The 25,683-nt window shown below is 62.1% G+C and carries 26 protein-coding genes; 11 read left to right on the top strand and 15 right to left on the bottom strand.

Annotated elements, in window-relative coordinates; all coding sequences use genetic code 11:
- Positions 1-226 precede the first annotated feature (226 nt).
- Positions 227-892, bottom strand: coding sequence for an IclR family transcriptional regulator (locus BKX98_RS08695; RefSeq protein WP_073706922.1), 666 nt, complete (start codon positions 890-892; stop codon positions 227-229).
- 167 nt (positions 893-1,059) lie between these two features.
- On the opposite strand from BKX98_RS08695, the gene BKX98_RS08690 reads away from it, so the two are divergent.
- From BKX98_RS08690 to BKX98_RS08680, 3 genes are all read left to right on the top strand, one after another.
- Positions 1,060-2,958, top strand: a complete 1,899-nt coding sequence (locus BKX98_RS08690; protein ID WP_073706921.1) for an FAD-dependent monooxygenase — start codon at positions 1,060-1,062, stop codon at positions 2,956-2,958.
- Positions 2,959-3,069: 111 nt separating this feature from the next.
- On the top strand, positions 3,070-3,786 hold the full coding sequence (locus BKX98_RS08685) for an AAA family ATPase (RefSeq protein WP_073706920.1): 717 nt from the start codon (positions 3,070-3,072) through the stop codon (positions 3,784-3,786).
- 88 nt (positions 3,787-3,874) lie between these two features.
- Positions 3,875-4,702 carry a PspA/IM30 family protein gene (locus BKX98_RS08680; RefSeq protein WP_073706919.1) on the top strand — a complete coding sequence of 276 codons (828 nt, stop codon included), beginning with the start codon at positions 3,875-3,877 and terminating at the stop codon, positions 4,700-4,702.
- A gap of 120 nt (positions 4,703-4,822) precedes the next feature.
- Here BKX98_RS08680 and BKX98_RS08675 read toward each other — a convergent pair whose 3' ends face one another.
- Both BKX98_RS08675 and BKX98_RS08670 read right to left on the bottom strand, forming a co-directional pair.
- Positions 4,823-6,307, bottom strand: a complete 1,485-nt coding sequence (locus tag BKX98_RS08675) for a mannitol dehydrogenase family protein (RefSeq protein WP_073706918.1) — start codon at positions 6,305-6,307, stop codon at positions 4,823-4,825.
- Between the two features lie 39 nt (positions 6,308-6,346).
- Positions 6,347-7,678 carry an MFS transporter gene (locus tag BKX98_RS08670; RefSeq protein ID WP_073706917.1) on the bottom strand — a complete coding sequence of 444 codons (1,332 nt, stop codon included), beginning with the start codon at positions 7,676-7,678 and terminating at the stop codon, positions 6,347-6,349.
- Positions 7,679-7,851: 173 nt separating this feature from the next.
- Here BKX98_RS08670 and BKX98_RS08665 point away from each other — a divergent pair, with 173 nt between their 5' ends.
- Positions 7,852-8,667 (top strand): DeoR/GlpR family DNA-binding transcription regulator, encoded by an 816-nt coding sequence (locus BKX98_RS08665; RefSeq protein ID WP_073706916.1) that lies wholly within the window; start codon positions 7,852-7,854, stop codon positions 8,665-8,667.
- The gene (gene xylB / locus BKX98_RS08660; protein WP_073706915.1) at positions 8,664-10,052 is read left to right on the top strand and encodes a xylulokinase; all 1,389 of its coding nucleotides are present in this window, start codon (positions 8,664-8,666) and stop codon (positions 10,050-10,052) included. The genes BKX98_RS08665 and xylB overlap by 4 nt, the downstream gene beginning before the upstream one ends.
- 132 nt (positions 10,053-10,184) lie before the next feature.
- On the opposite strand, the gene BKX98_RS08655 is transcribed toward xylB, so the two are convergent.
- The 3 genes from BKX98_RS08655 to BKX98_RS08645 are packed head-to-tail and all read right to left on the bottom strand — an operon-like array spanning position 10,185 to position 13,014.
- Entirely contained in the window at positions 10,185-11,048 is an 864-nt protein-coding gene (locus BKX98_RS08655; RefSeq protein WP_073706914.1) for a DUF4097 family beta strand repeat-containing protein, read from the bottom strand.
- Complete coding sequence (locus BKX98_RS08650; RefSeq protein ID WP_073706913.1) at positions 11,045-11,734, bottom strand: response regulator transcription factor; 690 nt, start codon at positions 11,732-11,734, stop codon at positions 11,045-11,047. The genes BKX98_RS08655 and BKX98_RS08650 overlap by 4 nt, the downstream gene beginning before the upstream one ends.
- Complete coding sequence (locus BKX98_RS08645; protein WP_073706912.1) at positions 11,722-13,014, bottom strand: sensor histidine kinase; 1,293 nt, start codon at positions 13,012-13,014, stop codon at positions 11,722-11,724. Before BKX98_RS08645 ends, BKX98_RS08650 begins: the two co-directional genes overlap by 13 nt.
- Before the next feature lie 125 nt (positions 13,015-13,139).
- Here BKX98_RS08645 and BKX98_RS08640 point away from each other — a divergent pair, with 125 nt between their 5' ends.
- Both BKX98_RS08640 and BKX98_RS08635 read left to right on the top strand, forming a co-directional pair.
- A complete protein-coding gene (locus BKX98_RS08640) occupies positions 13,140-13,748 on the top strand; it encodes a GNAT family N-acetyltransferase (RefSeq protein WP_073707234.1) in 609 nt (202 codons plus the stop codon).
- A 71-nt stretch (positions 13,749-13,819) separates the two neighbouring features.
- The gene (locus BKX98_RS08635) at positions 13,820-14,659 is read left to right on the top strand and encodes an SGNH/GDSL hydrolase family protein (protein WP_073706911.1); all 840 of its coding nucleotides are present in this window, start codon (positions 13,820-13,822) and stop codon (positions 14,657-14,659) included.
- A gap of 4 nt (positions 14,660-14,663) precedes the next feature.
- On the opposite strand, the gene BKX98_RS08630 is transcribed toward BKX98_RS08635, so the two are convergent.
- The gene (locus BKX98_RS08630; protein ID WP_073706910.1) at positions 14,664-15,086 is read right to left on the bottom strand and encodes a VOC family protein; all 423 of its coding nucleotides are present in this window, start codon (positions 15,084-15,086) and stop codon (positions 14,664-14,666) included.
- A 199-nt stretch (positions 15,087-15,285) separates the two neighbouring features.
- A complete protein-coding gene (locus tag BKX98_RS08625; protein ID WP_073706909.1) occupies positions 15,286-15,708 on the bottom strand; it encodes an acyl-CoA thioesterase in 423 nt (140 codons plus the stop codon).
- Positions 15,709-15,917: 209 nt separating this feature from the next.
- Here BKX98_RS08625 and glsA point away from each other — a divergent pair, with 209 nt between their 5' ends.
- Positions 15,918-16,970, top strand: coding sequence for a glutaminase A (gene glsA, locus BKX98_RS08620; RefSeq protein ID WP_073706908.1), 1,053 nt, complete (start codon positions 15,918-15,920; stop codon positions 16,968-16,970).
- Between the two features lie 14 nt (positions 16,971-16,984).
- On the opposite strand, the gene BKX98_RS08615 is transcribed toward glsA, so the two are convergent.
- The 4 genes from BKX98_RS08615 to BKX98_RS08600 all read right to left on the bottom strand — a co-directional run bounded on the left by BKX98_RS08615 (position 16,985) and on the right by BKX98_RS08600 (position 20,330).
- The gene (locus tag BKX98_RS08615) at positions 16,985-17,500 is read right to left on the bottom strand and encodes a hypothetical protein (RefSeq protein WP_073706907.1); all 516 of its coding nucleotides are present in this window, start codon (positions 17,498-17,500) and stop codon (positions 16,985-16,987) included.
- Positions 17,493-18,638 (bottom strand): signal peptidase I, encoded by a 1,146-nt coding sequence (locus BKX98_RS08610; RefSeq protein ID WP_233125350.1) that lies wholly within the window; start codon positions 18,636-18,638, stop codon positions 17,493-17,495. Before BKX98_RS08610 ends, BKX98_RS08615 begins: the two co-directional genes overlap by 8 nt.
- Before the next feature lie 252 nt (positions 18,639-18,890).
- Complete coding sequence (locus tag BKX98_RS08605) at positions 18,891-19,511, bottom strand: SipW-dependent-type signal peptide-containing protein (protein WP_073706905.1); 621 nt, start codon at positions 19,509-19,511, stop codon at positions 18,891-18,893.
- 204 nt (positions 19,512-19,715) lie between these two features.
- Positions 19,716-20,330, bottom strand: a complete 615-nt coding sequence (locus BKX98_RS08600) for a TetR/AcrR family transcriptional regulator (protein ID WP_073706904.1) — start codon at positions 20,328-20,330, stop codon at positions 19,716-19,718.
- A 138-nt stretch (positions 20,331-20,468) separates the two neighbouring features.
- Here BKX98_RS08600 and BKX98_RS08595 point away from each other — a divergent pair, with 138 nt between their 5' ends.
- A complete protein-coding gene (locus tag BKX98_RS08595; protein ID WP_073706903.1) occupies positions 20,469-21,446 on the top strand; it encodes a nitrilase-related carbon-nitrogen hydrolase in 978 nt (325 codons plus the stop codon).
- Entirely contained in the window at positions 21,439-22,482 is a 1,044-nt protein-coding gene (locus BKX98_RS08590; protein ID WP_073706902.1) for an agmatine/peptidylarginine deiminase, read from the top strand. The genes BKX98_RS08595 and BKX98_RS08590 overlap by 8 nt, the downstream gene beginning before the upstream one ends.
- On the opposite strand, the gene BKX98_RS08585 is transcribed toward BKX98_RS08590, so the two are convergent.
- Complete coding sequence (locus tag BKX98_RS08585; RefSeq protein ID WP_233125316.1) at positions 22,475-23,638, bottom strand: FAD-dependent oxidoreductase; 1,164 nt, start codon at positions 23,636-23,638, stop codon at positions 22,475-22,477. The two genes, BKX98_RS08590 and BKX98_RS08585, sit on opposite strands and share 8 nt — an antisense overlap.
- Positions 23,639-23,764: 126 nt before the next feature.
- Here BKX98_RS08585 and BKX98_RS08580 point away from each other — a divergent pair, with 126 nt between their 5' ends.
- A complete protein-coding gene (locus tag BKX98_RS08580; protein ID WP_073707233.1) occupies positions 23,765-24,502 on the top strand; it encodes a sulfite exporter TauE/SafE family protein in 738 nt (245 codons plus the stop codon).
- A 79-nt stretch (positions 24,503-24,581) separates the two neighbouring features.
- Here the strand turns inward: BKX98_RS08580 and BKX98_RS08575 are convergent, their stop codons facing one another.
- Positions 24,582-25,262 carry a cation transporter gene (locus BKX98_RS08575; RefSeq protein WP_073706900.1) on the bottom strand — a complete coding sequence of 227 codons (681 nt, stop codon included), beginning with the start codon at positions 25,260-25,262 and terminating at the stop codon, positions 24,582-24,584.
- Positions 25,259-25,618, bottom strand: a complete 360-nt coding sequence (locus BKX98_RS08570; protein WP_073707232.1) for a helix-turn-helix transcriptional regulator — start codon at positions 25,616-25,618, stop codon at positions 25,259-25,261. Before BKX98_RS08570 ends, BKX98_RS08575 begins: the two co-directional genes overlap by 4 nt.
- Positions 25,619-25,683 lie beyond the last annotated feature (65 nt).

Genomic DNA, 25,683 nt, shown 5'->3' with positions numbered 1-25,683 from the left:
CCTCGCTTCGCGGCTGGTCATCGGGAGGTTGTGATGGGTGATTTTCGGGCATACACCATGGAAGAGCGGTCCACGTACCTGGCTCCTTCGTGCGAGCGCTGCGGGCAGCACCGCCACATCGTGTGGGAGCAGGTAGAGGGAACCGACACCTACCTTCCACGCGATGCAGGGTGCTCCAATGAGGCTTGTACCGCGTAGCTAGCGCAGCCAGCCAGCCGGTGCCGCGTCAGGAGCGGACGCCAAGGCTTGCCGAGATGCGCGCCGACGCGGCCGCGAGCACGTGGGCAATGTGGTTGCGGTCGCGTTCCAGTGGCGGGTAGATCACGGCAATGGCCGCTGGCTTGCCCTGCGGAAGCAGCAGCGGAACGGCAATCGAGGTCAGCCCCGGGATCACTTCGTCATGGCTGAATTCGAAATCCTTGGCCGGATATTCGCCGGGATTGAGCATGGAGCGGATGACCCGTCCCGGTGCCCCGTTGTCGATGGGATGGCGGGTGCCCGGGCGCTGGGCCACGGTGGCATCGGCCAGCCGGGGTTCGGCGGTGCTCAGCGTGACAGCCGCTTCACCGTCGAAGACCACCAGCAGCGCGGTCATCTGCAGCTCATCGGAGACGGTGGCCAAATGCGGTGCGGCCGCGGCCTGCAGGGACTTGGCGACATTGCGTGCCAGCGCGCCCAGGCGTGCTCCCAATTCAAGCTCGCCTGCCGGATTGCGTTCCACGAAACCGTACTGCTCGAAGGTCTTGACCAGCCGGTAGGCCATGGAGCGGTGCACGCCCAGCAGCCCTGCGAGTTCCGAGACGCTCAGCGGCGCCGGGGATTCCCCGATCAGGGTCAGTGCTTCTAGCCCGCGACCCAGGGTCTGCGAACCGCCTTCGGTGGTTTTGCTCATGATCCAATCATTTCATCTGGCATGCGCGGAAGCTTCCCGCGCTGTTCCCGGTGTGACGTACGTCTTGCCTCCAGCCTACGTGAAAGCTACGATTGTTTCTATAGTTACAACAGTGTCGCAACTATAGAGACAATGCCGGGTGGCGGCACAGTACAAGGAGCCAGATAATGCAGATTCACCACAGGGGATACGTCTCCGGAGACCCGCGCGTCAAGGAAGCCGCCGGCTACGGTATCAACCGCGCCGAGGAAATCCCCGATGAAATGGATGTGCTGATCGTTGGCACCGGTCCGGCCGCCGCCGTGGTGACCGCGCAGCTCTCTCGCTTCCCGAGCATCAACGCCCGCGCCATCGAGATGCGCCCGGGCCGCCTCGAAGTCGGCCAGGCCGACGGCATCCAGGCCCGCTCGGTGGAGACCTTCCAGGCCTTCGGCTTCGCCAATGAGGTCATCGAAGAGGCTTACCGCAATGTGGAGATGTGCTTCTGGACCCCGGACCCGGAAAACCCTGCGAACATCAAGCGCCACTCCCGCGCCGCTGACGACTCCACCGGGATGAGCGAATTCCCGCACATCTACGTGAACCAGTCGCGCATCCTCGACTATTTCCTGCGCGACGCCGAGCGAGCGCCGGGCAAGATCACCCCGGACTACGGCGTGGAATTCCTGGACTGCGAGATCGACCCGTCGGCCGAATACCCGGTCACCGCGCACATCAAGTACGTTGCCGGGGAACGCGCCGGCGAGGAGCGCACCGTGAAGGCCAAGTACCTGGTCGGCGGCGATGGGGCGCGCAGCCAGGTGCGCCGCTCGCTGGGCCACAAGCTGCACGGCGATGCCGCGCTGCACGCCTGGGGCGTCATGGACGTCATGGTCAACACCGACTTCCCGGACATCCAGGTCAAGTGCTCCATCCAGTCCCATGACCAGGGCAATATCCTGCTCATCCCGCGCGAGGGCGGCTACCTGGTGCGCTTCTACGTGGATCTGGGCGAACTGACCCCCGAGGACGCCGGAGCCATCCGCAAGACCCCGGTCGAAGAGATCGTGGCCACCGCGAACCGCATCATCCACCCGTACACCATGGACGTGAAGAACGTCGCTTGGTTCTCGGTCTACGAGGTGGCGCACCGCATCACCGACGGCTTCGACGACGTGGAAGACGAGGAGCGCGGCACCCGCTGCGCCCGCGCCTTCATCATGGGCGACGCCTGCCACACCCACTCGGCCAAGGCCGGCCAGGGCATGAACGTGTCCATCCAGGACGGCTTCAACCTGGGCTGGAAGCTGGCCGCGGTGCTCGAAGGCCGCGCCCCGGACTCGCTGCTGGACACCTACGCCGAGGAGCGCAAGGTGATCGCGCAGAACCTGATCGACTTCGACAAGGAATGGTCCACCCTGATGGCCAAGTCCGTCGAGGACTGGGACGACCCGGACGAGCTGGAGAAGTACTACACCCAGACCATGGAATTCCCTGCCGGGTTCATGACCCAGTACACCGATTCCTCGATCACCACCGGCACCGAGCACCAGGAACTGGCCCCCGGCTTCCCGATCGGCAAGCGTTTCAAGTCCGCCGAGGTCATCCGCCGCTCGGATAACCGCTGGCGCCACCTGGGCCACTTCCACGAGGCCGACGGCCGCTGGCGCGTCTACGTCTTCGCCGACGCCGCCGCCCCGGCGCTGGAAGGCACCAAGATGGCGGACTTCGCCACCTGGTGGGCCGAGGATCCTTCCTCGCCGCGCAACGTCTACACCCCGGCCGGCGGGGACGAGGATGCGGTCTTCGACGCCAAGGCCATCTACCAGCAGGACTACACCGAGGTCGAGCTGCATGACGTGCCCAAGGCCTTCCAGCCGCTGAAGGTTCCGTACGGCCTGCACGACATCAACCAGGTATTCGCTGCCGGCCACGGCCGCGACATTTTCCGCGACCGCGAGATCAGCAAGGATGGCGCCATCGTGGTGGTCCGCCCGGACCAGTACGTCGCAGGCATCTTCGCGCTGGATGCGCGCGAGGAACTGTCCGAGTTCTTCGCCGGAAACATGCTCCCGGTCAACCGCTAGGAAACCGATGTGGCCCCGTGGCCGCGCCCTGCCCACGCAGCCGCGCGGCCACGGGGCCGCTACTGTTCTACGCCGGCCAGGCTGTCGCGGGCTGCTGGTAGCCTCGGGTTCATGAGCGCAGCTTTCGACACGTTGCCGGTTCGCCGGATCACCGAGCATCCCAAGGCACCGATGGATCGCTCCGACTGGGCGGCCCGGATCCCGGCAGTTAGGCAACTGCTGGACGAGGGGCTGGAACTTGGCCAGCTGACCGTGCTGGTTGGCGAAAACGGCGCCGGAAAATCCACGCTCGTCGAAGCGATCGCCGCGGCTTTCGGGTTGAATGCCGAGGGCGGAACCAACCACAGCATGCACCACACGCAGGCCACCGAATCCGGGCTGTCCTCGCACTTGCAATTGGAACGCGGGGCCGGGGCGTCGAAGGCAGGAGTGTTCCTGCGCGCGGAGACCATGCATGGGCACTTCGCCTACCTGGGATCCATCGGCTCGCACGGAAAGCACAATTTCCAGAGCCACGGCGAATCATTCATCGAATTCTTCACCGAGCGCTCCGCGGTAAACGGGTTGTGGGTCTTTGACGAAGCCGAATCAGCCCTGTCCTTCAACGGCTGCCTGATGCTGCTCTCGCATATTGCCGATCTGCTGCGCGCCGGATCCCAAGTGATTCTCTCCACCCACTCGCCGCTTCTTGCTTCCCTGCCGGAGGCGAAAATCTATGAAATCGGGGAATGGGGAATCCGCGAATCGGGCTATGACGACTTGGACATGGTGCGCAATTGGCGGCTTTTCCTGGACGCCCCGGGCCGGTACCTGCGCCATTTAACGTAGGCAGTTTCCCGACGCAGAAGGATCTCTGGTTAGAGCGCCACCGCTAATTCCCCTAAGCTTTAAGCAACGGAAGACGAAGGGACGCACTATGGCCAAGAAGCGCTCAATTTGGGCACGGATTTTCGGTATCGGCAAGGCTAACGCCAACGCTGCCTTGGATGCCCTGGAGGATCCGAAGAAGATGCTGGACCAGACGGTCCGCGATTACACCAACAACATTGCCCAGGCCGAGCAAGCAGTCGCCCAGACCATCGGCAACCTGCGGATGGCCGAGGATGACCATGCCAAGTTCCTGCAGGAAGCCAAGGACTGGGGCGGCAAGGCGCTGGCCGCGTCGAACAAGGCTGATGAATATGCCGCCGACGGCGATTCCGCCAACCAGCAGAAGTTCAACCAGCTGGCCACCGTGGCGATTCAGCGCCAGATGGACGCCGAGAAGCGCGCCAAGAACCTGGAATCCACCATCTCCACCCAGCGCGAAGTCGTGGACAAGCTGAAGACCGGCTTGAACACCATGCAGACCAAACGCCAGGAACTGGTGGCCAAGCGCGATGAGCTGGTAGCTCGCGCCCGCAATGCCAAGACCCAGAACCAGATGATGGACACCCTCAAGGCCTTGGACATCAACGACCCGACCAGCGAGATCAGCCGCTTCGAGCAGAAGATCCGCCAGGACGAAGCCAAGGTCCGTGGTGCGCAGGAACTGGCCGCATCCTCACTCGATGCGCAGTTCGCGCAGCTCGATGACCTCGGTGCGGCCACCGAAGTCGATGCGCGCTTGGCGGCATTGAAGGCCAGCAACGCTCCGCAGGACATCCTGGAAGAAGCCGACGGCGCCGCGCAGATCGAAGCCGGCGAACCGCAGGTTTCCGAGATCGAAGCACGACTGGCCGCTCTGAAGAAGAACCAGGCCTAGGCCCCGGCCAAGCACGGCAAATTCCCCCGCGGAATTGCCCCGCAGCAGGCTGGCAGCAATTTTTGCCCAACGAACGAAAGGGACAGCTTCTCGTGAGAGAAGCTGTCCCTTTCGCTGTTTTTAGGCGGAGAGCTCGGCGCTCATGATCGTTTCCAGGGTCTGCATGGCGCCGTGGACGTGCAAGGATTCCAGCGCCCGCAGGTAGGGCGCGGTGAATCGCTCGTCCTCCACCAGATCCCCGAAGAGGTCGCGTTGGCGCAGGAAGGCCAGGGGGTCCTGTCCCTGGCGCGCTGCCGCGGCGCGCACCTGATCGGCCAGGCGGTCCACCACCTCAATCGGCTCGCCGTTTTCATCGACGCCTTCGGCGTAGCGCGCCCAGCTGGCAACGATCGCGGCGGACAGGGCCACCTCGCCTCCAGTGGCGAGGTTTTCGCGAATTACCGGCACCAGCCACTTCGGGATGCGGTCTGAGGAATCGGCGCACAGCCGTGCAATGGTATCTGCCACATGCTCGTTGCTGTAGCGGGCGATGAGCTTGTTTTGATAGGCATCCAGATCCACGCCGGGCAGGAGGCGCAAGGTCGGCTCTGCCTCGGTCTTCATGTAGCGCAGAAGGAATTGCGCGAACAGCGGGTTGCGGGCCGCATCGTGCACGGCACGGTAGCCGGCCAGGTGCCCGAAGTAGCACAGGCCCTGGTGGGTGGCGTTCAGCAGACGCAGCTTCATCAGCTCGTAGGGGACCACGTCATCTACCAGCTGGACCCCGGCCTCCTCGAAAGGTGGCCGGCCGCTGGTGAACTTGTCCTCCAGGACCCATTGCGCGAAGTCCTCGCAGACCACCGGCCAAGCATCGTCGATGCCATAGCGTTCTGAAACCTCGGCGCGATCGGCCTCGGTCGTCACCGGGGTGATGCGGTCCACCATGGAGTTGGGGAACGGGACATGCCGCTGAACCCAAGCGCCGAACTCCCGGTCAGACGCGGAGGCGAAGGCGCCGAACATCTTGCGTGCGACCTCGCCGTTGCCCTGGATGTTGTCGCAGCTCATCACGGTGAACGGAGCAATGCCCCGTTCGCGGCGCAGCTTCAGTGCCGCGCAGATCAGCCCGAAGGTGGTCCGCGGCTGTTCGGGGTTGGCCAGGTCATCGAGGATGGCCTGATTTTGCTGGTCGAACTCGCCGGTGACCGGGTTGACGTTGTAGCCGCCCTCGGTGACGGTCAAGGACACGATGCGGATCTGCGGGTCTGCCAGCTGCTCAATGGCCCGCTGCAGGTCATCCGGGGCGTAGATGAAGTCCAGGATGGAACCAATGACGCGGCCCTCGACGCTGCCGTCGGGGTTCTTCACCATCAGGGTGTACAGCCCGTCGCTCTCGGCAAGGACATCGCGCATGCGCGCATCCGAAGGCATGACGCCCATGCCGATGATGCCCCAGTCAAGAGCCTTGCCCTCGTTCATGAGCTGATCGAGGTACATTGCCTGGTGCGCTCGATGGAATCCGCCTACTCCGAAGTGCACGATGCCAGCGCGCAGCTGGCTGCGGTCGTAGCGGGGGAGCTCGGCGTCGGTCTGGAGATTGGCCAGCGCGTTGTTGGACAGTTTCACGGTTTCACAACTCCTAGGAAGTGGGAGGTCGGGGGATGCTTAGGCGCGCTGGGCGACTTCGCTGAGCGGCGCAGCTTCCGCACAGGGCTGGGTTCCGCGCAGGCTATGGGACATCAGGGCTGCCACCAGGTAGAGCGCCGCGAAGAGGTACACCATGCCGGCAGCGCCCAGCAGGTTGTAGAGCAGGGCGACCAGCAGTGGACCGGCGAAGACTGCAGCACCGATACCCAAGTTGTAGGAAGCCATGGCAGCGCCGGGGTTCTGCGGCGCGAGGGAGACCGCGATGGCGGACAGCGGCACGAAGCCGGCCAGCCCAATGCCGAACACTGCACCGCACAACAAGGTCAGTCCGTAGGCGAAGTCCAGGCCGTTATCCACGGCCCATGCCGGCACCAGGTAGAGCGAGAGCATGGAGATGGCACACAGCACCGCACCGAACCACACCACGGTTTTGGACCAGCCGAGCTTGTCGCCCAGCGCCCCGAAGACCAGGTTGAAGGGGATGTTCACTGCGTAGATCACCGTGGTCAGGATGAGGAACTGGCCAACACTCCAGCCGAACCGGTCAACGAACAATGCCGGGAAGAAGATTGCCATGCCGTAGGTTGGCACGGAGTTAATGGTGCGGGTGAGCATCACCATCATGGCCTTGCGGTTGGTGACCAACAGGCGCAAGCCGAAGCTCATGGTCTGCCAGACCTGTTCGGGGTTGTCGACCAGCGGCGCGCGTCCGGTTTTCTCCTTGACTCCGATCAGGGCTACCGCGGCACCGATGACCACCAGGGCCAAGGACAGCCACAGGGTCTGGTAGTAGCCCAACCCGAACAAATCGATGGATGCGCTGGCGGTCAGTGCACCCAGCGTTGGCAAGCCGGCGCTGAAGGCCACGTAGAACCAGCCGATGGCCACAGCCAGGCGCTTGGCATTTGCCGTCGCGGAGATCCACACCAAGAAACCGTACGCGAAGAACGGATAACCGAAACCGCGCAAGCCGTAGGTGATGAAGACCAGCGCGGTGCTGGACGAGTTCAGTGCAACCCCGAGGAACAGCACTTCGAACACGATCCACGTGGCTGCGCCGATCAGCATGACCTTGCGCGGGCCCCATAGATCCGAGAGCGAAGCGGACAGGAATGCGGCCGCGGCCACCGCCACGCCGTAGACCGTGACCAGGGTGCCGGCCAGCGGGATGGAGAAGCCGTGCTCGCCGGTCAGGTACGGCGCGAGGATATTGGTTTCGACGCCATCGCCGATCATGAAGATCATCAGGCCGACGAATCCCCACAGCAGGGGACGGGGCAATCCCATTCGATCCAGCAAGGATTCCCGGGGCGAAACGCCTCCCGGTGCGGTGGACTGGGGGATGGACATCGTATGCGCTCCTTTGCGGCCGGACTGCCTTCTCTGCTTTGTGCTGGAATCAATCTAACACCACAAACACAAACTCAACATTAAAAGTGTTAAATTATTTGTCTGAGGTTCAGTCTTTTGCGACTCAGTGCACAGGACATATCATCGAAATTGTGAATAATGGGGAATCCAGAGTGGGAACAGCTGCTGCCGAAGATGTCGCGGGATTGTCTCCTGACGACCGGCGTGATGAGATCACCGGTTACGTCAATCGCATGCAGCGTACGCGCGTCGAGGAGCTGGCCGAGATTTTCGGCGTCAGCGCAATGACGATCCACCGGGACCTTGACCACCTGGCCAAGGACGGCCGGCTGGAACGCATCCGCGGCGGAGCGCGGGCGATTACCGCACGCCTTGCTGAGCGGGACGTGAAACTGCGCCGGCACCTGCATGCCGAGATCAAGCAGGAGCTGGCCGCCACGGCCGCAACGCTGATCGAGCCGGACGCTGTCATAGCGTTGGACGACTCCACTACCGTGGGTGCACTGGGCGCGCACCTTGAAGCCCGGCAGCCATCCACCGTGATCACGCACTCGCTCGCGCTGATGGGGATCGTTTCCTCGCTGCCGAACATCGCCCTGGTCGGCCTGGGCGGGCAGTACTACCAGGAAACCGACTCGTTCCTCGGATCCATCGTGGTCGAGCAGGCGCAGCGCCTCACCGCTGACGCGGTCTTCGTGTCCACTACCGCGATCAAGAACCATGCGCTGCTGCACCCGGACGCGGAAGCCGCCCTGACCAAGCGAAGCCTGCTGAAAATGGGCGGGCGCAAGATCCTGGTCGTCGATTCCACCAAATTCGAATCTTCGGGCATGTACCATGTGATGGATCTCGGCGAATTCGACGACATTGTGGTCGATGACGGGCTCGACGCCGCAACGCGCACCGAGCTGCAACGCCTGGGCCCGCGCATCCATATCGCCACTACCTCGACGAAGGCCAACTCATGACCCCTACCCATGTCCTTGGAATCGATTCCTCGACGCAATCGTGCAAGGCGCTGCTTGTCGACGCAGCCACCGGCGAGATAGTGGCAAGCAGCCGCCAGCCGCATCTGCCGGGCACCCAGATCAATCCCGAACGATGGATCGAAGCCTTGGAAGCCAGCGCTGGCGGATTGATCGACCGGGCCGCTGCGTTGTCCGTGGCCGGGCAGCAGCACGGGATGGTGGCTCTAGATGCCCGGAACGAGCCGGTGCGCGATGCGATGCTCTGGAATGACGTGTCCTCGGCACCGCAGGCCGCGCAGCTGGGCGGTGAACTGGGAGGTGCCCAAGCTACCGCCGACAAGGTCGGCAGCGTCTTGGTGGCGTCGCTGACGATCACCAAGCTGCGCTGGCTGCGCGAACACGAACCGGCGAACGCCCGGCGCACCGCCCGCGTGGTGCTTCCCCACGACTACCTCACCTGGCACCTGGGCGGGCGCAAGGAATTCGTCACGGATCACGGAGATGCCTCCGGGACCGGCTATTACTCGACGGCCGAGCGGCGGTTCCTGCCCGAGCTGGCGGAGCAGGCCCTGGGGCATCCTGTTCAGCTCCCGCGGCTTGCCGCCGCCAATGAACTGGTCGGGCAGACCGCGCAGGGAGCCAAGATCGCGGCCGGAACCGGTGACAACATGGCTGCCGCATTGGGGCTGGACTTGCAGCCGGGCGATGTGTGCGTGTCCATGGGCACCTCGGGCGTGGCTTCCGCGCTGGTCGAGCGCAGCGTGCATGATGGCAGCGGCATGGTCAGCGGCTTCGTGGCGGCCGGCGCGAACTACCTGCCGCTGGCCTGCACGCTCAATGGAGCGCCGGTGCTGGATTTCGGTGCGCGCATGCTGGGCGTGACCCAGCAGGAATTCTCCGATCTTGCCCTGGGTGCCGAACCCGGATCCGGCGGTGTCACCCTGCTGCCGTATTTCGGCGGCGAACGGACCCCCAACAGGCCCGAATCCACGGGCGTGCTGCGGGGGCTGCGCACGGGCACCACACGCAATGAGATGGCCCGCGCCTACGTGGAAGGCCTGCTGTGCTCGATGAAGGATGCGGTGGCAGCCCTTGAAAATGCCACCGGGGTGGCGACCCGCAGGATCCTGCTGATTGGCGGCGGCGCCCAATCCGAAGCCGTGCGGCGAATTGCCCCGCAGGTCTTCGGCGTCGCCGTGGACGTTCCGCAGCCCGCGGAATACGTGGCGCTGGGAGCCGCCCGGCAAGCGGCCTGGGCACTGAGCGGCAAGGAGGAGCCTCCGCACTGGGATATTGCCGCGCCGACTCGTTTCGAGGCGCAGCCGCGTCCGGAAATCTATGCCCGCTATGCAGAACTGCGCGAGGCGACGGACGGCTGGACCTAACGGGCAGCATCTTCGGCCGGTCCGCACGCCGGGGTCTGGCCACTGCCAGCAGAACGAAACAGCGTCCCTTCCTTCGATCAGCGTGAACTGATCAAAGGAAGGGACGCTGTTGCTTGTCCGGGAAAACCGGCACTAGCGGTCAATCGATTCCTTGTCGGTGCCTTCCGGGTACAGGATGGCATTGCCGGCAGCCACCTGGATGGTGATCTTATGCGGCGAGTTCGGATCGGTTGCAAGCTGGTTCTCAACCGAACCGGCGGCCGTATTCTGCCGCAGGTCGTAGGTGGTTTCGGGCAGCTGCAGCTCCAGCGAGCCGGCGCTGACACTGCCGTCGATGCTCTTGGGCGCCTCGCCCGACAGTTCGCCGATCAGTTCGCCGGCCGAGATGTCGAACCGTGCGCTCTCGACATTCTCCAGGCGGACCGTTGCTTCGCCGGCACCCAGATCAACATCGGCGGTGTGCGCGCTGCCGGTGAGTTCCAGATCCCCGGCGCCGACCTCCACCACGACATCCTTGTAGTTGCCAACGGCATTGAAGGATCCGGCGGACAAATCGAAGTCGGCATCCAGGGTTCCGTTATTCAGGGATTGTGGAAGCACCAGCGTTGCCTCATTTTCGTCGAATCCGCAGCCGAAGAAGCAGAAGTTGTCCCAGGCGTTCGGGGCATCGACAACGAGCCGGTTGCCTTCGCGGTGCAGCTTCCAGCTGGCGGCCTTGGCGCTTCGCACTTCAAGGCTTGCCTTCTCGGTGTCTGCGAAGACCAGATCGAAGCGTCCCGAGCTGGCCGAAACTTCCAAGGCGGTCACCCCGGAGACCTCGGCTTCGTGGATCGAATGCTCCCGGGACACCGAAGCGAAAGCGCTGCGTGCCGTGGCGATGACCAGGGTGAGAATGACCAGCCCGCCTAGCACCGCGAGGATGATGTTCAGCGGCTTGCCGTTGTTGGAGGGAGCCGGAGGGGTTGGGGGTAGCGGCATGGTGTGCGTGGAAGTCATGATCCTGTCCTGTCTGTGCGGTTGGTGCCCAGGGTTTCGATATGGGCCAGGGCTGCCAGCACGCGCCGGTTGCCCGTTCCGTCGGCTTCCAAGCCGAGCTTCTGGAAGATGGAAGTGATGTTCTTTTCAACGCTGGCTTCCGAGAGGAAGAGCAGCGCGGCGATGGCCTGGTTGGATTTTCCTTCGGCCAATGCGGCCAGGACTGTGCGTTCCCGGTCGGTCAGGTTCTGCATGCGGTCATCGTGATTTCGCCGGGTCAACAGCTGTGCCACCACTTCCTGGTCCAGGATTGTTCCGCCACCTGCAATCTGCTCCAGCGAAGCAATGAACTCGCTGACATCCGCAACACGGTCCTTGAGCAGGTAGCCGATCGCTGAGGACTGGGTGGAGATCAGTTCAGAGGCGTAGCGTTCCTCCACGTACTGGGAGAGCACCAGCACCGGCAGATCCGGATACTTCTTGCGCAGTTCCAGCGCCGCGCGGATGCCTTCATCCGTGTAGGTCGGCGGGAGCCGGACATCCAGGATGCAAATCTGCGGGAATTCTTCCGCGGAGGCGGTCTCCAGGAAATCCATCAGCCCGCTGGCCTCTGGCAGATCCGCGACCACCTGGTGGCCGCTGTGCGCCAGCAATCTGACCAGTCCTTCGCGCAGCAGGACCGAGTCTTCGCATATCAGTACGCGCATGGCACGTTCACCTCCACTGCGGTTGGCCCGCCGGCCGGGCTGTCCAGGTTCAGGGTGCCGCCGGCGGCGAGAACCCGATTGTTGATACCATCCAGGCCTCCGCCGGGGGTGATGCGCGCCCCGCCGGTGCCGTTGTCCTCGATGCGGGCCCACAAGCTTTGCTGGCCCTCGTGCTCCCGCACCCTCACGGTGACCTGGCACCGCTGGGCCCGCGAATGCTTGGCCGCGTTGGTCAGCGCTTCGGCGATGGCGAAGTACACCGCCGCCTCAGCCACCCGCGGGTAGCGGCCATTGAGCTGGACATCCAGTCCCACCGGGATGTGCGAGCGGCCCGCGATGGCCGACAGCGCCGCATCCAGTCCGCGGTCATCGAGCACCGAGGCATAGATTCCGCGGGTGAGCTGGCGCAGTTCGGTAATCGCCGACTTGGTCGAAGCGTGGGCTTCAGCCACCAGATCCTTGGCCTGCTGCGGATCGGAGTCGATCTGCTGGTGCGCAAGGCCCAGGGTCATGGCCACGGAAACCAGCCGGGGCTGGACCCCGTCGTGCAGGTCGCGTTCGATGCGGGTACGCTCCACCTCTGCGGCCCGCACGGCTCCTTCGCGCTGCACCGCGGTGGTGCGAACGCGTTCCACCAGTGCGCTCTCGCGGGCAATCGAGCCGACGATTCCCACGGTGACCATGCGGTGCAAGAAGACGAGGCCGACAACTACTGCCAGTCCCAGCAGGGTAGCCAGTAGCAGCCACGGAGCCTGGCCAACCGGGATCTGGAGGCCCCACAGCCCTGGAACGCTCGCCAGCGGATCAGCCTGACCCGATTGCAGGACCGGGGCGAAGGCGACGATGCCGGTGCGGACTGCCAGCTCCATTGCGCTGAGCATCAGCGAACCGGCCAGGCAGGAGAAGAGCAAGCTTCCCAGCAGGGCCCACATGCGTCCGTTGGCCAGGTTGCGCCCCAACGAGCGGACGTATTCGCCGAAACCCTCGCGGCGGCGGGACCGCCAGATCAGGGCAGTGACGTCCATGTCGTAGAGGTTGCTGACTCGCATGAGCTCGAAGCGGGCGATGCCGAAGAATGCATAGACGAGGCCGGCCAGGAAGACCAGCCCCAGGCCGAGCAGAGGGGTCAGCGCGATGCCGAGCGAGAGCCATCCGAGCAAAAGTGAAAACATGATCAGGCCGGCGGAACCGAGCAACGCCATTTGCAGCAGCGTCATGCCTAATCTCAGTGGGGGACGGGTCGGTGCGGTGCCCGGTGAAACCTTAGGTGTCGAAGTCATACCTCAACACTAGAGTGCGCAGGTCAGCGCCAACACCGAGGGAACCGGAGTTCTTCATTATGGAAAACCCGAAGAATTTTCCTGTCGGGGTGCCATTGCGGCCGTTCGAAGCGCAGGATGGACAGATGGAAACGAATCAGGATCCGCAAGCCGTCGGAACAGCGCCCATCGAGGTCAAGCCCCTGACCGAGCAGCGCATGGAAGACTTCGCCACGGTAGTGAACCCGCACCATCGCGAGAATCACTGCTGGTGCTTGTCGCACCGGCTCAGTGCCACCGAAATCAGGGAGCGCGGCGCAGGGGACCGGTTCGAAGCCATGCGCTCGCTGAGCGCCGAGACGATTGCCCCGGGTGTCATCGCCTATCGTGGCGGTGAACCGGTAGGCTGGTGCAGCATCTCCCCGCGCTCGCAGATCCCGCTGCTGGAGAGGTCCAAGCTGATCAGGCCCGTGGATGACGTGGAGGTCTGGAGCATCATCTGCATGGTGGTGCGCGGCGGCCACCGCCGCCAGGGCGTGAACCGGGCCATGCTCCATGGCGCAGTGGAGTATGCGCGGGAGCTCGGGGCGCCAGCGGTCGAGGCCTACCCGGTGGATCCTGAAGGACGCATGGACTTGACTATGGCGTTCGTTGGAACGCGGAAAATGTTCGAGCAGGTCGGGTTCGAGATCGTCGGAGTCAGCGACGCCCAAGCCAGCAAGATGCCGCGGCTGATCATGCGCAAGGCTTTCTGAACTGCCAGCGTTTGCCAGAAATTCAACAGCAAGCTTCCTGCTAGGAACTTTCGGCTTCTAGCGTCGGTAGCATGGGACGGCTGTTTATGGCGATCGGGGATTCCTTCACCGAAGGCGTGGGGGACTGGGAACCCAGGCTGCCCAACGGGGTGCGTGGCTGGGCTGACCGCGTGGCCAAGCAGCTGTCCAAGTCGGATCCCGAATGGCAGTACGTGAATCTGGGCATCCGCAGCCGCCGGCTGAAATCGATCATCGACGAGCAGATCCCCGTTGCTTTGGAGCTCAAGCCGGAGGTGATTACCTTCTATGCCGGCGGCAACGACATCCTCGAATTCCGTAAGGACATGAAGGAGTTCCTGTCGCAATATGCCCAAGCAGTCGACGCTCTGGTCTCCACTGGCGCCAAGGTCTTGTTGTTCACCGGGTTCGATATCCCGGTGCACCCGGTGCTCGCCCCGTTCAAGCGGCGCAACTGGCGCTTCAACGACTGCGTGCGCCAGCTGGCCGAACGCTACCCGGATTCGGTGGTGCTCGTTGATTACTGGAACTGGGATGACTACCGGGACAAGCGCATGTGGGATATCGACAAGCTGCATATGAACCGTGCAGGCCATCGCTATATGGCCATCCGGATCCTGGAGATCCTCGGATATCCGCACCAGCTGGTTTTCGATCCCTTTGGCGCCGCGGACCGGGTCGCGTTCTGGCAGGCCACCCAGCGAGATGTGGAATGGCTGAGGCAATGGGTGCTGCCGATGTTCGGGCGGCGCATGCGCGGCATTACCTTAGGCGACCAGCTGCAACCTCGCTGGCCTGAGCCGATATATCCGGCACAGGGGATGAAAAAGCAGTTCCGCAGGCGCCGTAAATCAGAAGAGTCGCGGCACCTGCGGAATTCCGAGCTTGGCTAGCAGGTCAGCCGGCAGGGTTTTCCATTGCTTCGGGGCTCATCCACGCGATTTCCCAGACGTGCCCGTCCGGGTCCTGGACGGCTGCCTGGTACATGCCCGGGAAGGGCTCATCCGCCGGGCGGTAGACGTTGCCGCCGCCGGCCTCGGCACGTGCGACAAAATCGTCGACGCCTTCGCGAGTTTCCGCAGAGATGGCATTGAGCGTTTCGCGCACGCCATTTCCGAGTGCCGGTTGATCGCCATTGACCAGGAAGCTGGAGAAGAACTCCTGGCGCAGCACCATCACGAAGATGTTCTCGTCGATGATCCAGGAGGTGGCGTTCTCATCGGAGAACGTGGAGTTCTTGGTAAAGCCCAGAGCCTCGTAGAACTTGTCGGCTCTTGCTAGATCTGCGGTCGGCAGGTTGACGAAAATCATTTGTCCCATGGGTGGCTCGCTTCTGCGTAGGCGGGAATTCCTCGGTGCAGAATCAACTTTGCTGGACGCAAGAACCCAGTGCAAGAGCTTGGGGTGAATTGCCTGCAAATAAAGCAAGGTCCCGCCGGGGCACGCAACGAGGTGCGGCCGAGCGGGACCTTGAATCTAACCCTTGGTTTAGTGAGGGCTTCGGGCAATCGAACAGAGGCTAGATCAGAGCCTTGGTGATTTCCAGCGGGATGCGATCGCGGGTGTAGGTGATCTGGTCGTAGCCGTGAGGCTGGGGCTTGCCGTCCGTGCCCATGTTCACGAACACCAGCTTTTCGATGGTCAGGATCGATTCCTGGGTGAAGATGTTGCGCACCTCTGCGCGCAGGGTGATCGAGGTCCGGCCGAAGTCGATGGCGGTCAGGCCCATCTCGATCAAATCGCCTTCCTTTGCGGAAGCGATGAAGTTGATCTCGGACATGAACTTGGTGACAACGTGCTTGTTGCCCAGCTGGATTATCGAGTAGATCGCAGCTTCTTCATCGATCCAGCGCAACAGGCTGCCGCCGAACAGCGTGCCGTTTGCGTTCAAGTCTTCTGGGCGAACCCACTTGCGCGTATGAAAAGTAATACCCTTAGCCATACACAAAATGCTAAGTCAGGCGGAGGACTTTGCGCTGTTAGTTGCTCCACAATGTCGGGGAAAACACAGGGGATTCTCTAGTTGGAGGTCCGCGGCGAGCGTGATTCTGTCCGCTTCGAGGTTGACGCGAGGTGCCAAGCGCCGAAGCTGTTGATAAGGTCAAATCAAGCAGCATGGACTAATGGCCACAGGATCAAAGGCAGGTGAAAATGACCTATCCTTCGGAAGGGAATAACGAAACTATTCCTACCGACTTCGACGACGTCGTTCAGCAGGTTTCAACCGGAGAGCTGGAGCATGATCGCATCGATGCCTTGCTCAAGGAAGCCCATGAGCGCTATGCGGATGTCGATGAGGGATTGCTGGCCCACTACATTCCGATCCTGGGTCAAGCCGATCCCGACCTCTTTGGCATCGCCATGTCCCACGTGGGCGGCTCGGTCCACACGGTGGGCGATTGCAGCCATCTCTTTTCGATCCAGTCGATCTCGAAGATGTTCGTCTATGCGCTGGTAGTCCAGGAGCACGGCCGCGAAGTCGTCCGGGACCGCATCGGAGTGAATAACACCGGCATGTCGTTCAATTCGGTCATGGCAGTGGAATTGAACAACGGGTTGCCGATGAATCCGATGGTCAATGCCGGTGCCATCGCCACGACCTCGCTGATGCCGGGGAAGACCGCTGCCAAGAAATGGGAGAACGTGCGCGAAGGACTCTCCGCCTTCGCCGGCCGGTCGCTGAGCCTGGATGACGAGGTCTACCATTCCGAGTCGTTGGCCAACGAGCGGAACAAGGCCCTGGGGCATTTGCTCAAGAGCTACGGCCGGTTGGATGGCGACCCCTATGATGCCGTGGATGTCTATACCAAGCAGTGCTCGCTGAACATCAACGCGCACGATTTGGCCATCATGGGAGCGACACTGGCTGACGGCGGCGTGAACCCGGTGACCGGACAGCGCGTTGTGGATGCTGATGTTTGCCGCGACACCTTGGCGACGGTTGCCTCCAATGGCTTGTACGAGCGCTCGGGTGAATGGCTTTTTGAAATCGGTATCCCGGCGAAATCAGGTGTTTCCGGCGGTATCGTCGCGGTGGCTCCCGGCAAGGGTGCCATCGGCGCGTTCTCGCCGCCATTGGACATGGCCGGGAACTCGGTGCGTGCGCAGCTTGCCATCGGGCAGCTCTCGCGCGCCATGGGCCTGAATCTCTTTGCCTCCGCGCCGGACGCGACTACCGGGATGAATCTGGCGAACCGAGATTAACAGTCGTTGGAATGCTAACAGTCCATCGTTACAGATAACAGCAGGGAGATAGTTCTTGCTGTGTACGTTGTCGGCGGTCCTTCCCACGTTCCGTATACCGGGTAGACCTTGAAATCGATATTGAAACTGAGAATTTGTCCGAGCAGCACAGCCCGGTATTTGTACTGATTAGTTCCGTCCGTGATCCTCGCTTCACCCTTCGCGCCGAGTATTCCACCATCCCAAGTTATCCGGTACTCCATGGGGCGATCTTCAAAACCAATCGGGTCGTCCCAGGTAAAGAGCAATTCATTGCTCAGCAATTTTGTGCCGAGCAATCCACTGTCGATGTCGAAGCATTGGAAGGAACTTGATTTAACCGGCCCGAGCGATGCTGCTGAGAATTGCGCGGAGGCGATTGATCGCTCTGTCCACGTTGCCGTTGTGCTGGCAATCCGGGTGTTAGCCAGGCCAGCAAGAGACAGTACTAGGACCAGAAGGACTGCGATTATTTTCCTTCTAGGAAGAGTGCCGAAGCGATGTTTATCCATTTCGGCGCATCCTTCCGAGTAAGCGTAGCGAGGCCCCTAGGGCTGTAACGGACGACGCAAGGATTACGAATGCTGGCAGGTTCGCTGAGCCTGTCTCAGCAAGATCGCGGTTGTTTTCACCGGGGCCGTCGGGGGAGTCTGAGTCCGGCGGATCTGGGGAGGCGGAAACTTCTTCTCCTAAGCCAGTGGCGAGAAGAGCCACTTCCAAGGGCGGAATAGATTTGCTTGCCGGGAGCCCTGAACTTAGCGAAGCGACGACTTGGAACCTGTGCCGTTCTTCGGAACTAAAGCTTGCAACGCTGATGCCCGGCTTAACCGCGACCATGGACGCAGACAGATCCGAAAGTAACTCGCGTGGGGGCTGAATGCAGGCAGAAGGCAACGCATCGCCAGAAACAGTGCAGCTGAGCACAGTAATTTCCCATGGAGAGGACTCGCCCGATGAGGGCAGGATGCGCAGCTCTACATCGATGAGGCCCTCGTCTGCTGCCTCTGCCCAAACATCGATCGACCATGTTGCTGATTGACCAGGGCTCATATTCGACATTGTCGCAGTTGAGATGGACGCGAGGCGCAGGTATTCCCCTTCCACGTTATGGATCGTGGAGTTCTGCGTTTGCGGGACGAAAGTCACGGTAGCAGCGAGGAGCACCGCTGGCAGGAGCACCGAGTACTGTGGATACCCCTGCTCCTTGACTTGCTCGTCTTCTTCCTCTTCACCTCGATCGTGGGGCCAGAAGGCCCAGACGACGAGCGCGGCGGCTCCTAATGTCAGCATGCCAAGTACATATGGAGAATTGAGCTTCTGGATCAGGGGAGCAAGCTCTGGGACGGAGAAGAACACGCGCTGGACAGTGGAGGCGCTGTACGGCTCTACATCTGGCGTGGCGTTTCCATCGCCCTTCATCGTAAAGGTCACTGTGCCGTCTCGGGCAACGCTCTTGATCTCTGTGACTCGGTGGGTAACAGGCAATTCTCCGTGGCCGCGTTGAACAGTGGCAATATCGCCGACTTCTAATTCGCTTGCAGGGATTTCCTTGACCAGTGCGATGGAACCAGCAGTGATTGTAGGGCTCATGGAACCAGTCTTGAACATCATTATCGAAATGTTCAGAGTCAAGCTGAGTATGACGAACACCAAGCACAATGATCCTGCAAGGGCCAAGATCGTGAGCAGGAGATCCCCTAGGCGGACAGCGAACGTCGACGCCGTGTGGGCTTGCGCTTTGTGTGCTCCCACCCTGCCCTCATTTCGTGACTCAGTCGTATTTTCTGATTTCAATGCCACTAGACACCGAAATTGGACGGCACGAAACCCGCGTTCAAGTTATCACCCGAACGCGGGCTCGCGGTCACGGTTCCAGCGACAATGCCAAGCGAATATTCGCTATTAAGGTTGCTGCGAAGTAGCTTCGAAGCCCCAGGTCGCGGTTGCGTCCCCGCCTTCTATCAAGCCTGTGCCCGCAATTACTTGGAAGCACAGCACGGTCGATGAGCCAGCATCTGCAGTAGACCCAGCTGCCAAATTAAATTCCGTAGCAGTAGGAGTTCCTGCACTGAAGGCAGTTCCAGTGCTGACAATACTTGTACCCGTTCCAGCGGTGGCGTCAGCGTTGCAGTCGCCGATTGCAGGCACAGTGAAGATCTCGTAGCTGAGATTAGAAGCGTTATCGCCGATTGACGATGCCTCGATCAAATCGACGGTGGCACCGTAGGTGGTTCCTGCAGCGGTTCGCAGTGCGAATGTTTCTGCAACCTTGTCGCCTGGTGTTAGATTATCCGCGTTAAGTTCGAACGAGAGCGCTGCGGCTTCGCCTGATGACGCATGCGAAGCCCAAGTGGTTCCGTCGATGCTGCCTTCAATATCGAAAGTGCCAGCACTGAAAGTTCCGGTGGCCCATTCTTGGTCGGTCCAGGCTGCCAAAGTTACGGCAGCGCCGACACCGAGAACCAGACCGCCGGCAAGCAGGGCTTTGACCTTGCGTGATTTTTGGCTTGAAGTCGGAGCCATGAATTATCCTCCTGAGTGGTGTGTTGACGTGCGAATGCCTGTGAATTTATCAACGTATCAGGGATTAATAGACCCTTTGATCATTACCAATGGGTAATGGCGAGCAGGTGGACGAAATGAACTATTCGTCTAACCTAGAGGTCTGGGAAACCTGCCAGAAGGGATGGGATTCTATCCGGATGGCCAGTATTGTCGTCGAATGGCTTAATCGCATCCGTGATCCGCGGGATCAAGTCCTCGCAGAATGGCGTCAAGTCCTGTCAAGAAAGTTTGCTCGGCCCGTTGATGGATGCCTAGTCCTACTGAAAGTGCGTCTGTAAACGCCTTTGAGGATTCGGCATCAGCCTGCCAGACCTCTGCCGGGGCGGCCGCATCCAACGCTGAACCGAGCACGAAAGAGTCGACGATCGTGATGGCCTGCAGCCGCTGCTTCGGTTCGAATCCGGCCAGCGCAAAAGCTTCGGCCAGCGCGTCGTAGACCCGCAGGGTGGTGCTGTCGCGAACCGTATGACTGGTCAGCAACGGGATCAGCCGCGGGTGCTGGGAGTATGAGGCCCAGTATTCCGTGGCAATATCCCGCACGGCTTCCTGCCAGGAGACGTTGCCCAGGTCGGGCAGGCGGATTTCAGCCATGGCCCGCCCGCGCATCAACTCGATGATTTCTCCCTTTCCCTGCACGTGGTTGTACAGGGATGAGGCCGAGACCGAAAGCACCTTGGCCAATTGCGGCAGGGTGAACTCGCCATGGGCATCAACGAGCTCAAGTGCTGCATCGGCGATAGCAGTAGTGCTGAGCTTGGGCTTGGAGGGCCTGGCCATGAGTTCTCCCGTGGTTGAAGGTTCTGGGTAGAGCTTACACAAATAAACGAAAGTCATTCGTTAAATCCCTTGTGCAGGAGCCAACCCAACCCTTAATCTGTAAACGAATAACATTCGTTTTATCAATGGAGCTCAGCCTTGAAGGAAATAGTCGCCTTGACTCCGCCGGCCTCTTTGGCCCGCGTGGACGCCGCCGAGCGCGGCGAGATCACCATCGCTCTGGTCCAGCACCGCTGGCACGAAGACCCGCAGGAGCTGCGCAGCGAACTGGAGGGCGGCATCGCCCGTGCGGCCAAGCATGGCGCGCGCATCGTTTTCCTGCCGGAGCTGACGTTGAGCAAGTACCCGGCCTTCGTAGTTCCCAACCCGGACGCGGCTGATGAGTCCGCCGAGGAACTTGAAACCGGGCCAACCGTCGCCTTCGCAAGGGAGATGGCCGCCAAGTACCAATTGCACGTGCACATCTCGCTGTTCCGCAAGGCCCCGGCCGCCGACGGGCTGGGACTGAATACCGCGGTGGTGCTCTCCCCGGAGGGCGGGATTCCCGCGCTGACTAACAAGCTGCACATTCCGCGCACCGCCGGATACTACGAGGACAAGTATTTCCGCGAGGGACCCAACGAGGATCCCTACCCGGTCCACAAGATCGAAGCCCTGGACGGCCTGGCCATGGGCCTGCCGACCTGCTGGGACGAGTGGTTCAGCGAGCCGCCGCGCATCTATTCGCTGGCCGGGGCGGACCTGCTGGCCTATCCGACGGCCATCGGTTCCGAACCGGACCATCCGGATTTCGACACCGAACCGCTGTGGCGCCAGGCCATTATCGGCAACGGCATCGCCAACGGGCTGTTCATGGTGGTGCCCAACCGCTGGGGCGACGAGGGTGCACTGACCTTCTACGGCTCATCCTTCATCTCCGACCCCTACGGCCGCATCCTGGCCCGCGCCCCGCGCGACGAATCCGCAGTGCTGGTGGCGACGTTGGATCTGGATGCCCGCCGCGACTGGCTCACGCTCTTCCCGTTCCTGCGCACCCGCCGCCCGGAAACCTACGGCGCGCTCACCGAAGCCCGCACCGAGTCCGGCCTGGGAGAACTGGGGCGCTCCCATGCCTGAGTTCTTCATGCCCGCGGAAACCGATCCGCATGAACGCATCTTCATGGCTTTCCCCTCCGGCGGCTACACGCTGGGCGAGAGCGAGGAGCAGGCCGAAGCCGCACGCTCCGCGTGGAGCGCAGTGGCCCGCGCGGTCAGTGCCTTCACCCCGGTCACGATGGTGGTGGACCCGGCCAGCGAAGCCGCGGCCCGGCGCCACCTGGGCGATGCAGTCAGCTATGCCCTGCACCCGCTGGATGATGCCTGGATGCGCGACTCAGGCCCGAGCTTCGTGCGCACCCCGGACGGCCAGCTGGCGGCGGTGGACTGGAACTTCAACGGCTGGGGCGCGCAGGAGTGGGCCAGCTGGGACAACGACCGGCTGGTAGCAGGCCACGTCGCGCAGCTTGCAGGCGCGGCGCACGAGCGGGCCTCGATCACCAACGAGGGAGGCGGAATCCACGTGGACGGGGAAGGCACGGTTCTGGCCACGCGCAGCGTCCAGCTCGATCCGGGCCGCAATCCGGGGAAGACCGAAAAAGACATCGAGGCCGAATTCGCGCGGCTGCTGGGCGCCCGGAAAACCATCTGGCTCGATCGCGGGCTGAGCCGTGACAACGAGGAATTCGGCACGCGCGGGCACGTGGACATTGTCGCCTGCTTCGCCCGGCCCGGCGTCGTGCTCTACCACGACCAGCAGGATCCGCGGCACCCGGACCATGCCATCTCCCAGGCGGTGCGCAAACGGCTGGAGCAGTCAACCGATGCCCAGGGGCGGAGCCTGGAACTCATTGCCGTGCCGGCCCCCAAAGTGCTGCGCGATGCCGAGGGTTGGGTGGACTATTCCTATATCAACCATCTGGTGACCAATGGCGGGGTGATCGCTTGCAGTTTCGATGACCCCAACGACCAGCAGGCTTCTGGCATCCTGGCCGCCGCCTATCGTGGCCGGGAGGTTGTTAGCGTGGATGCGCGCGAGCTATTTGCCCGTGGCGGCGGCATCCACTGCATCACCCAGCAGGTGCCCGCAGCTGCACGGGAACAGGCGGCTAGCTGATGCCGGCCGCGCGGCGGCGCTGCAGGAAGACTGGCTTCGCCACCGTGCGGTTCGCCGAGAACTTCGGTTCGACCGTGCGCCGGCCCAAGGCCAGCTCGGCCAGGTGCTCGCCGATGGCGGGCACGAACTTGAAGCCGTGGCCGCTGAACCCTGCGCCGACGGTGATCGGACCAAGCGAGTCGAGGATGAAGTGCTCGTCTTCGGTATTGGCGTAGGTGCAGGACACCGTCTCATAGCGCGAGGGATCGACCCCTGGAAGCCAGCGTTCCGCGTAGTCCTGCAGCCCGCGCAGCTGCTCCCCGCTGGCTTGGTGCGGGCGGTGCTCTGGATCAATGATCTGCCCGGAGCCGTGCCAGCCCACCTTGATGCCTTCGCCGGGGGTGCGCATCCCGTAGACGGGACCGAAGATCCGTGAACCGATTTCCCGGTTCGGGTCCAGGATGTGGTTGAATCCGGGCCAGTGCGCAGGCAGGTCCTTCTGCGCGAAATGCACCGGATGCTCTTCGGTGACGTGGATGGCCGGCAGCCTGAGCGCATCGCCGAGCAGCGACCGGGTCCAGGCGCCCGCGGTGACAATGGCATGGCGGGCCCGGATGCGCGAGCTGGTTCCCCGGTGCTGGGCATGGACCTCGACACAGTCATCGGCAAGCACCTGAACGCTTGCCACCTGGTGCCCATGCTCCACGGACGCACCCTCGGCAACTGCCAGCTGCTGCAGGGAGGAAACTGCGAGGTCGGCGTTGATCTGGCCGCCGGAAGGGATATGCAGGACTTCGGTCTCGAACTTCATACCGGCGAAACGCTCTTCCGCAGCTTCAATGGACAACAGCTCGCTGTCGAAACCTGCCTGGCCCAGCACCTCGTGCATGGCGCGCTGAGCTTCAACGATTCCGTGATTGACCAATCCGGTGCGCGTCAGCAGCGCAGTGCCGCAACGCTGCGAGATCTCATCCCACAGGGTGTTGGAACGCTGCAGCAGGCGCAGGTACTCGGGTTCGGCATAGGCCGGATTGAAATTGCGGGTGGCCCCGTGCGATGCGCCTTCCTGATGTCCCGGAGCGAAGCGTTCAAGCAGCAGCACCTCGTGTCCGCGAGCGGCTAGGGACCACGCGGCTGCCGAGCCCATCGCCCCGCCGCCAATTACCAGGAAATCCACGTCATTGCGCATTCCTACAGCGTAGAACTCCAGCTGAAGCGTGCTCCATTCAAATGACTCATTGGCCGTGGACTAACGTAATAGTGGACAGCGACGAGGGATAGCGGAGGCAGTGTGGAGCAGGGCGTGCAATTAGCGGCGATCATTGGCTTGGCGGCCGCAGTCTTCGTGGGTGCCTCCACACAGCGTATTTCCGGCATGGGATTCGCACTGGTTTCCTCGCCCTTCCTGGTGATGGTGCTGGGGCCGCACGAAGGTGTCATGCTGGTCAACTTGCTCGGCGCCTGCAGCAGCCTGCTGATCTTTGCGCAGGTCTTTCGGCAAGTCGAATACCGGAAAGTCGCTTTCATGCTCATCCCCGCCATGCTCATGACCATTCCCGGGGCGTGGGTGGCGAACTTGCTGGATGGGCCATGGCTGAACATCGGCATTTCCTTCATGGTGATCCTCGCGCTGTGCTCGAGTTTCATGATCCGGAACCTCGCCATGGCCCAAAGCAGGGGATTGGCGATTGGCGCCGGGGCTGTCTCCGGTTTCATGTCCGTGACTGCCGGGGTCTCCGGTCCGGCCATTGCCGGATATGCGGTAGCCAGCCGCTGGCCGCAAGCCCAATTCGCCATATCCGTCCAGCTCTATTTCCTGGTGCTGTCCTTGACGTCGCTGATCGCCAAGGGCGGCATGCCGCAGTTGCATTGGCAGCAATGGGGCGCCTGCTTCGGCGCGATGGTGCTGGGCATCGTGCTGGGCAATTTTCTGGCCCCGAGGATTCCGCAGAAGTTCAGCCGCGCTTTCGTGGTGCTGATTGCCTTCAGCGGCGCGGTGAGCCTGATGGTCAGCGGCTTGCTCGCGTTGCCCTCGAACTAGTGCAAGGACCTGTTCCGCGGAGTTCGGCTGCGCCGCAAGGGCACACGAATCTGCTGGTGGTCCGCTTCACCCGTGGCGGCTAGGAACAGCAGCCGTCAGTGCATTTTGCTTCAACCCGTTCACCAGTCAGCGCGCTGATGGGGGTGGCGCAGCAGGCGTCTCCGCGCCATGCTTCAACGCCCTCGCGTACTGCAACTACGGCAATAATCAATGCCGCAGCTGAATCGGCCCATGCCCACCCCAGCATGCTATTGAGCAGCAACCCGGCCAGCAGGGCCGCTGAAAGGTAGGAGCAAATTAGTGTTTGCTTCGAATCGGCCACTGCCGAGGCTGAACCAAGCTCACGTCCGGTTCTGCGTTCAATCAAGCTCAAAAACGGCATGACCGCCAGGCTCAACGCGGCCAGGACGATACCTACCGTGGAATGCTCCGCTTCGCGAACACCTGTCAACGACAGTACGACATCTACGGAAACATATGTGGCCAATGCGAAGAACGAAATAGCTATGATCCGCAAGGCAGTTTTTTCACGTCGCGCTGGATCGGGCGCAGCGAATTGCCAGGCGACGGCCGCTGCGGAGAGCACTTCAACTATGGAATCCAGACCGAAGCCCACCAAGGCGGCTGACGATGCGGCTCCACCAGCGATCAACGCGATAACAGCTTCAATGATGTTCCAGGTGATAGTGATGGCGACAATCAGCCGGATTCGTCGTTTGAGGATTGCTGCGCGCGCGGGGGTTGCCAATGCCAGATTCATGAGACTTCCTTTGGATTGCAGCAACCTGGAACGGTGCAGGTCGAATCCATGCACGGGACATTCTCATCGACCGCTAGCGTCACTTCCACTAATGCCAACAGCGCTGCAGCTATATGCGGGTCGCTGATTTCGTAGCGAGTCTGTCGTCCTTCCTGTTCCGAAATAACGATTCCGCACCCGCGCAGGCAAGCAAGATGGTTGGAGACATTCGTCCGCGACAACTCAAGATTCCGTGCCAGCTGGGCGGGATATCCGGGTTCTTCCAACAGGGACAAAAGTATTCGTGATCGGGTTGGATCGGCTAGAGCGCGCCCGAGCCTATTCATCACTTCCACACGACTCGAAATGGTCAGCATATGATGAATATACATTATTCGCTGACCTATTGACAGGTGTCTTGAGTGCCATCCACCTCTTGAAC

Source organism: Glutamicibacter sp. 0426 (assembly GCF_001906485.1).
GTDB lineage: Bacteria > Actinomycetota > Actinomycetes > Actinomycetales > Micrococcaceae > Glutamicibacter > Glutamicibacter nicotianae.
This window is presented reverse-complemented; position numbering and strand designations above follow the sequence as displayed.

Bases quoted from the DNA above. Each gene is read 5' to 3' on its own strand.
- BKX98_RS08605 (WP_073706905.1), bottom strand. From the start codon at position 19,511: ATGGCTCCGACTTCAAGCCAAAAATCACGCAAGGTCAAAGCCCTGCTT.
- BKX98_RS08570 (WP_073707232.1), bottom strand. From the start codon at position 25,618: ATGCTGACCATTTCGAGTCGTGTGGAAGTGATGAATAGGCTCGGGCGC.
- BKX98_RS08655 (WP_073706914.1), bottom strand. From the start codon at position 11,048: ATGACTTCCACGCACACCATGCCGCTACCCCCAACCCCTCCGGCTCCC.
- BKX98_RS08670 (WP_073706917.1), bottom strand. From the start codon at position 7,678: ATGTCCATCCCCCAGTCCACCGCACCGGGAGGCGTTTCGCCCCGGGAA.
- BKX98_RS08695 (WP_073706922.1), bottom strand. From the start codon at position 892: ATGAGCAAAACCACCGAAGGCGGTTCGCAGACCCTGGGTCGCGGGCTA.
- BKX98_RS08590 (WP_073706902.1), top strand. From the start codon at position 21,439: ATGCCTGAGTTCTTCATGCCCGCGGAAACCGATCCGCATGAACGCATC.
- BKX98_RS08690 (WP_073706921.1), top strand. From the start codon at position 1,060: ATGCAGATTCACCACAGGGGATACGTCTCCGGAGACCCGCGCGTCAAG.
- BKX98_RS08630 (WP_073706910.1), bottom strand. From the start codon at position 15,086: ATGGGACAAATGATTTTCGTCAACCTGCCGACCGCAGATCTAGCAAGA.
- BKX98_RS08685 (WP_073706920.1), top strand. From the start codon at position 3,070: ATGAGCGCAGCTTTCGACACGTTGCCGGTTCGCCGGATCACCGAGCAT.
- BKX98_RS08600 (WP_073706904.1), bottom strand. From the start codon at position 20,330: ATGGCCAGGCCCTCCAAGCCCAAGCTCAGCACTACTGCTATCGCCGAT.
- BKX98_RS08650 (WP_073706913.1), bottom strand. From the start codon at position 11,734: ATGCGCGTACTGATATGCGAAGACTCGGTCCTGCTGCGCGAAGGACTG.
- BKX98_RS08640 (WP_073707234.1), top strand. From the start codon at position 13,140: ATGGAAACGAATCAGGATCCGCAAGCCGTCGGAACAGCGCCCATCGAG.
- BKX98_RS08645 (WP_073706912.1), bottom strand. From the start codon at position 13,014: ATGACTTCGACACCTAAGGTTTCACCGGGCACCGCACCGACCCGTCCC.
- xylB (WP_073706915.1), top strand. From the start codon at position 8,664: ATGACCCCTACCCATGTCCTTGGAATCGATTCCTCGACGCAATCGTGC.
- BKX98_RS08680 (WP_073706919.1), top strand. From the start codon at position 3,875: ATGGCCAAGAAGCGCTCAATTTGGGCACGGATTTTCGGTATCGGCAAG.
- BKX98_RS08635 (WP_073706911.1), top strand. From the start codon at position 13,820: ATGGGACGGCTGTTTATGGCGATCGGGGATTCCTTCACCGAAGGCGTG.
- BKX98_RS08615 (WP_073706907.1), bottom strand. From the start codon at position 17,500: ATGGATAAACATCGCTTCGGCACTCTTCCTAGAAGGAAAATAATCGCA.
- glsA (WP_073706908.1), top strand. From the start codon at position 15,918: ATGACCTATCCTTCGGAAGGGAATAACGAAACTATTCCTACCGACTTC.
- BKX98_RS08625 (WP_073706909.1), bottom strand. From the start codon at position 15,708: ATGGCTAAGGGTATTACTTTTCATACGCGCAAGTGGGTTCGCCCAGAA.
- BKX98_RS08575 (WP_073706900.1), bottom strand. From the start codon at position 25,262: ATGAATCTGGCATTGGCAACCCCCGCGCGCGCAGCAATCCTCAAACGA.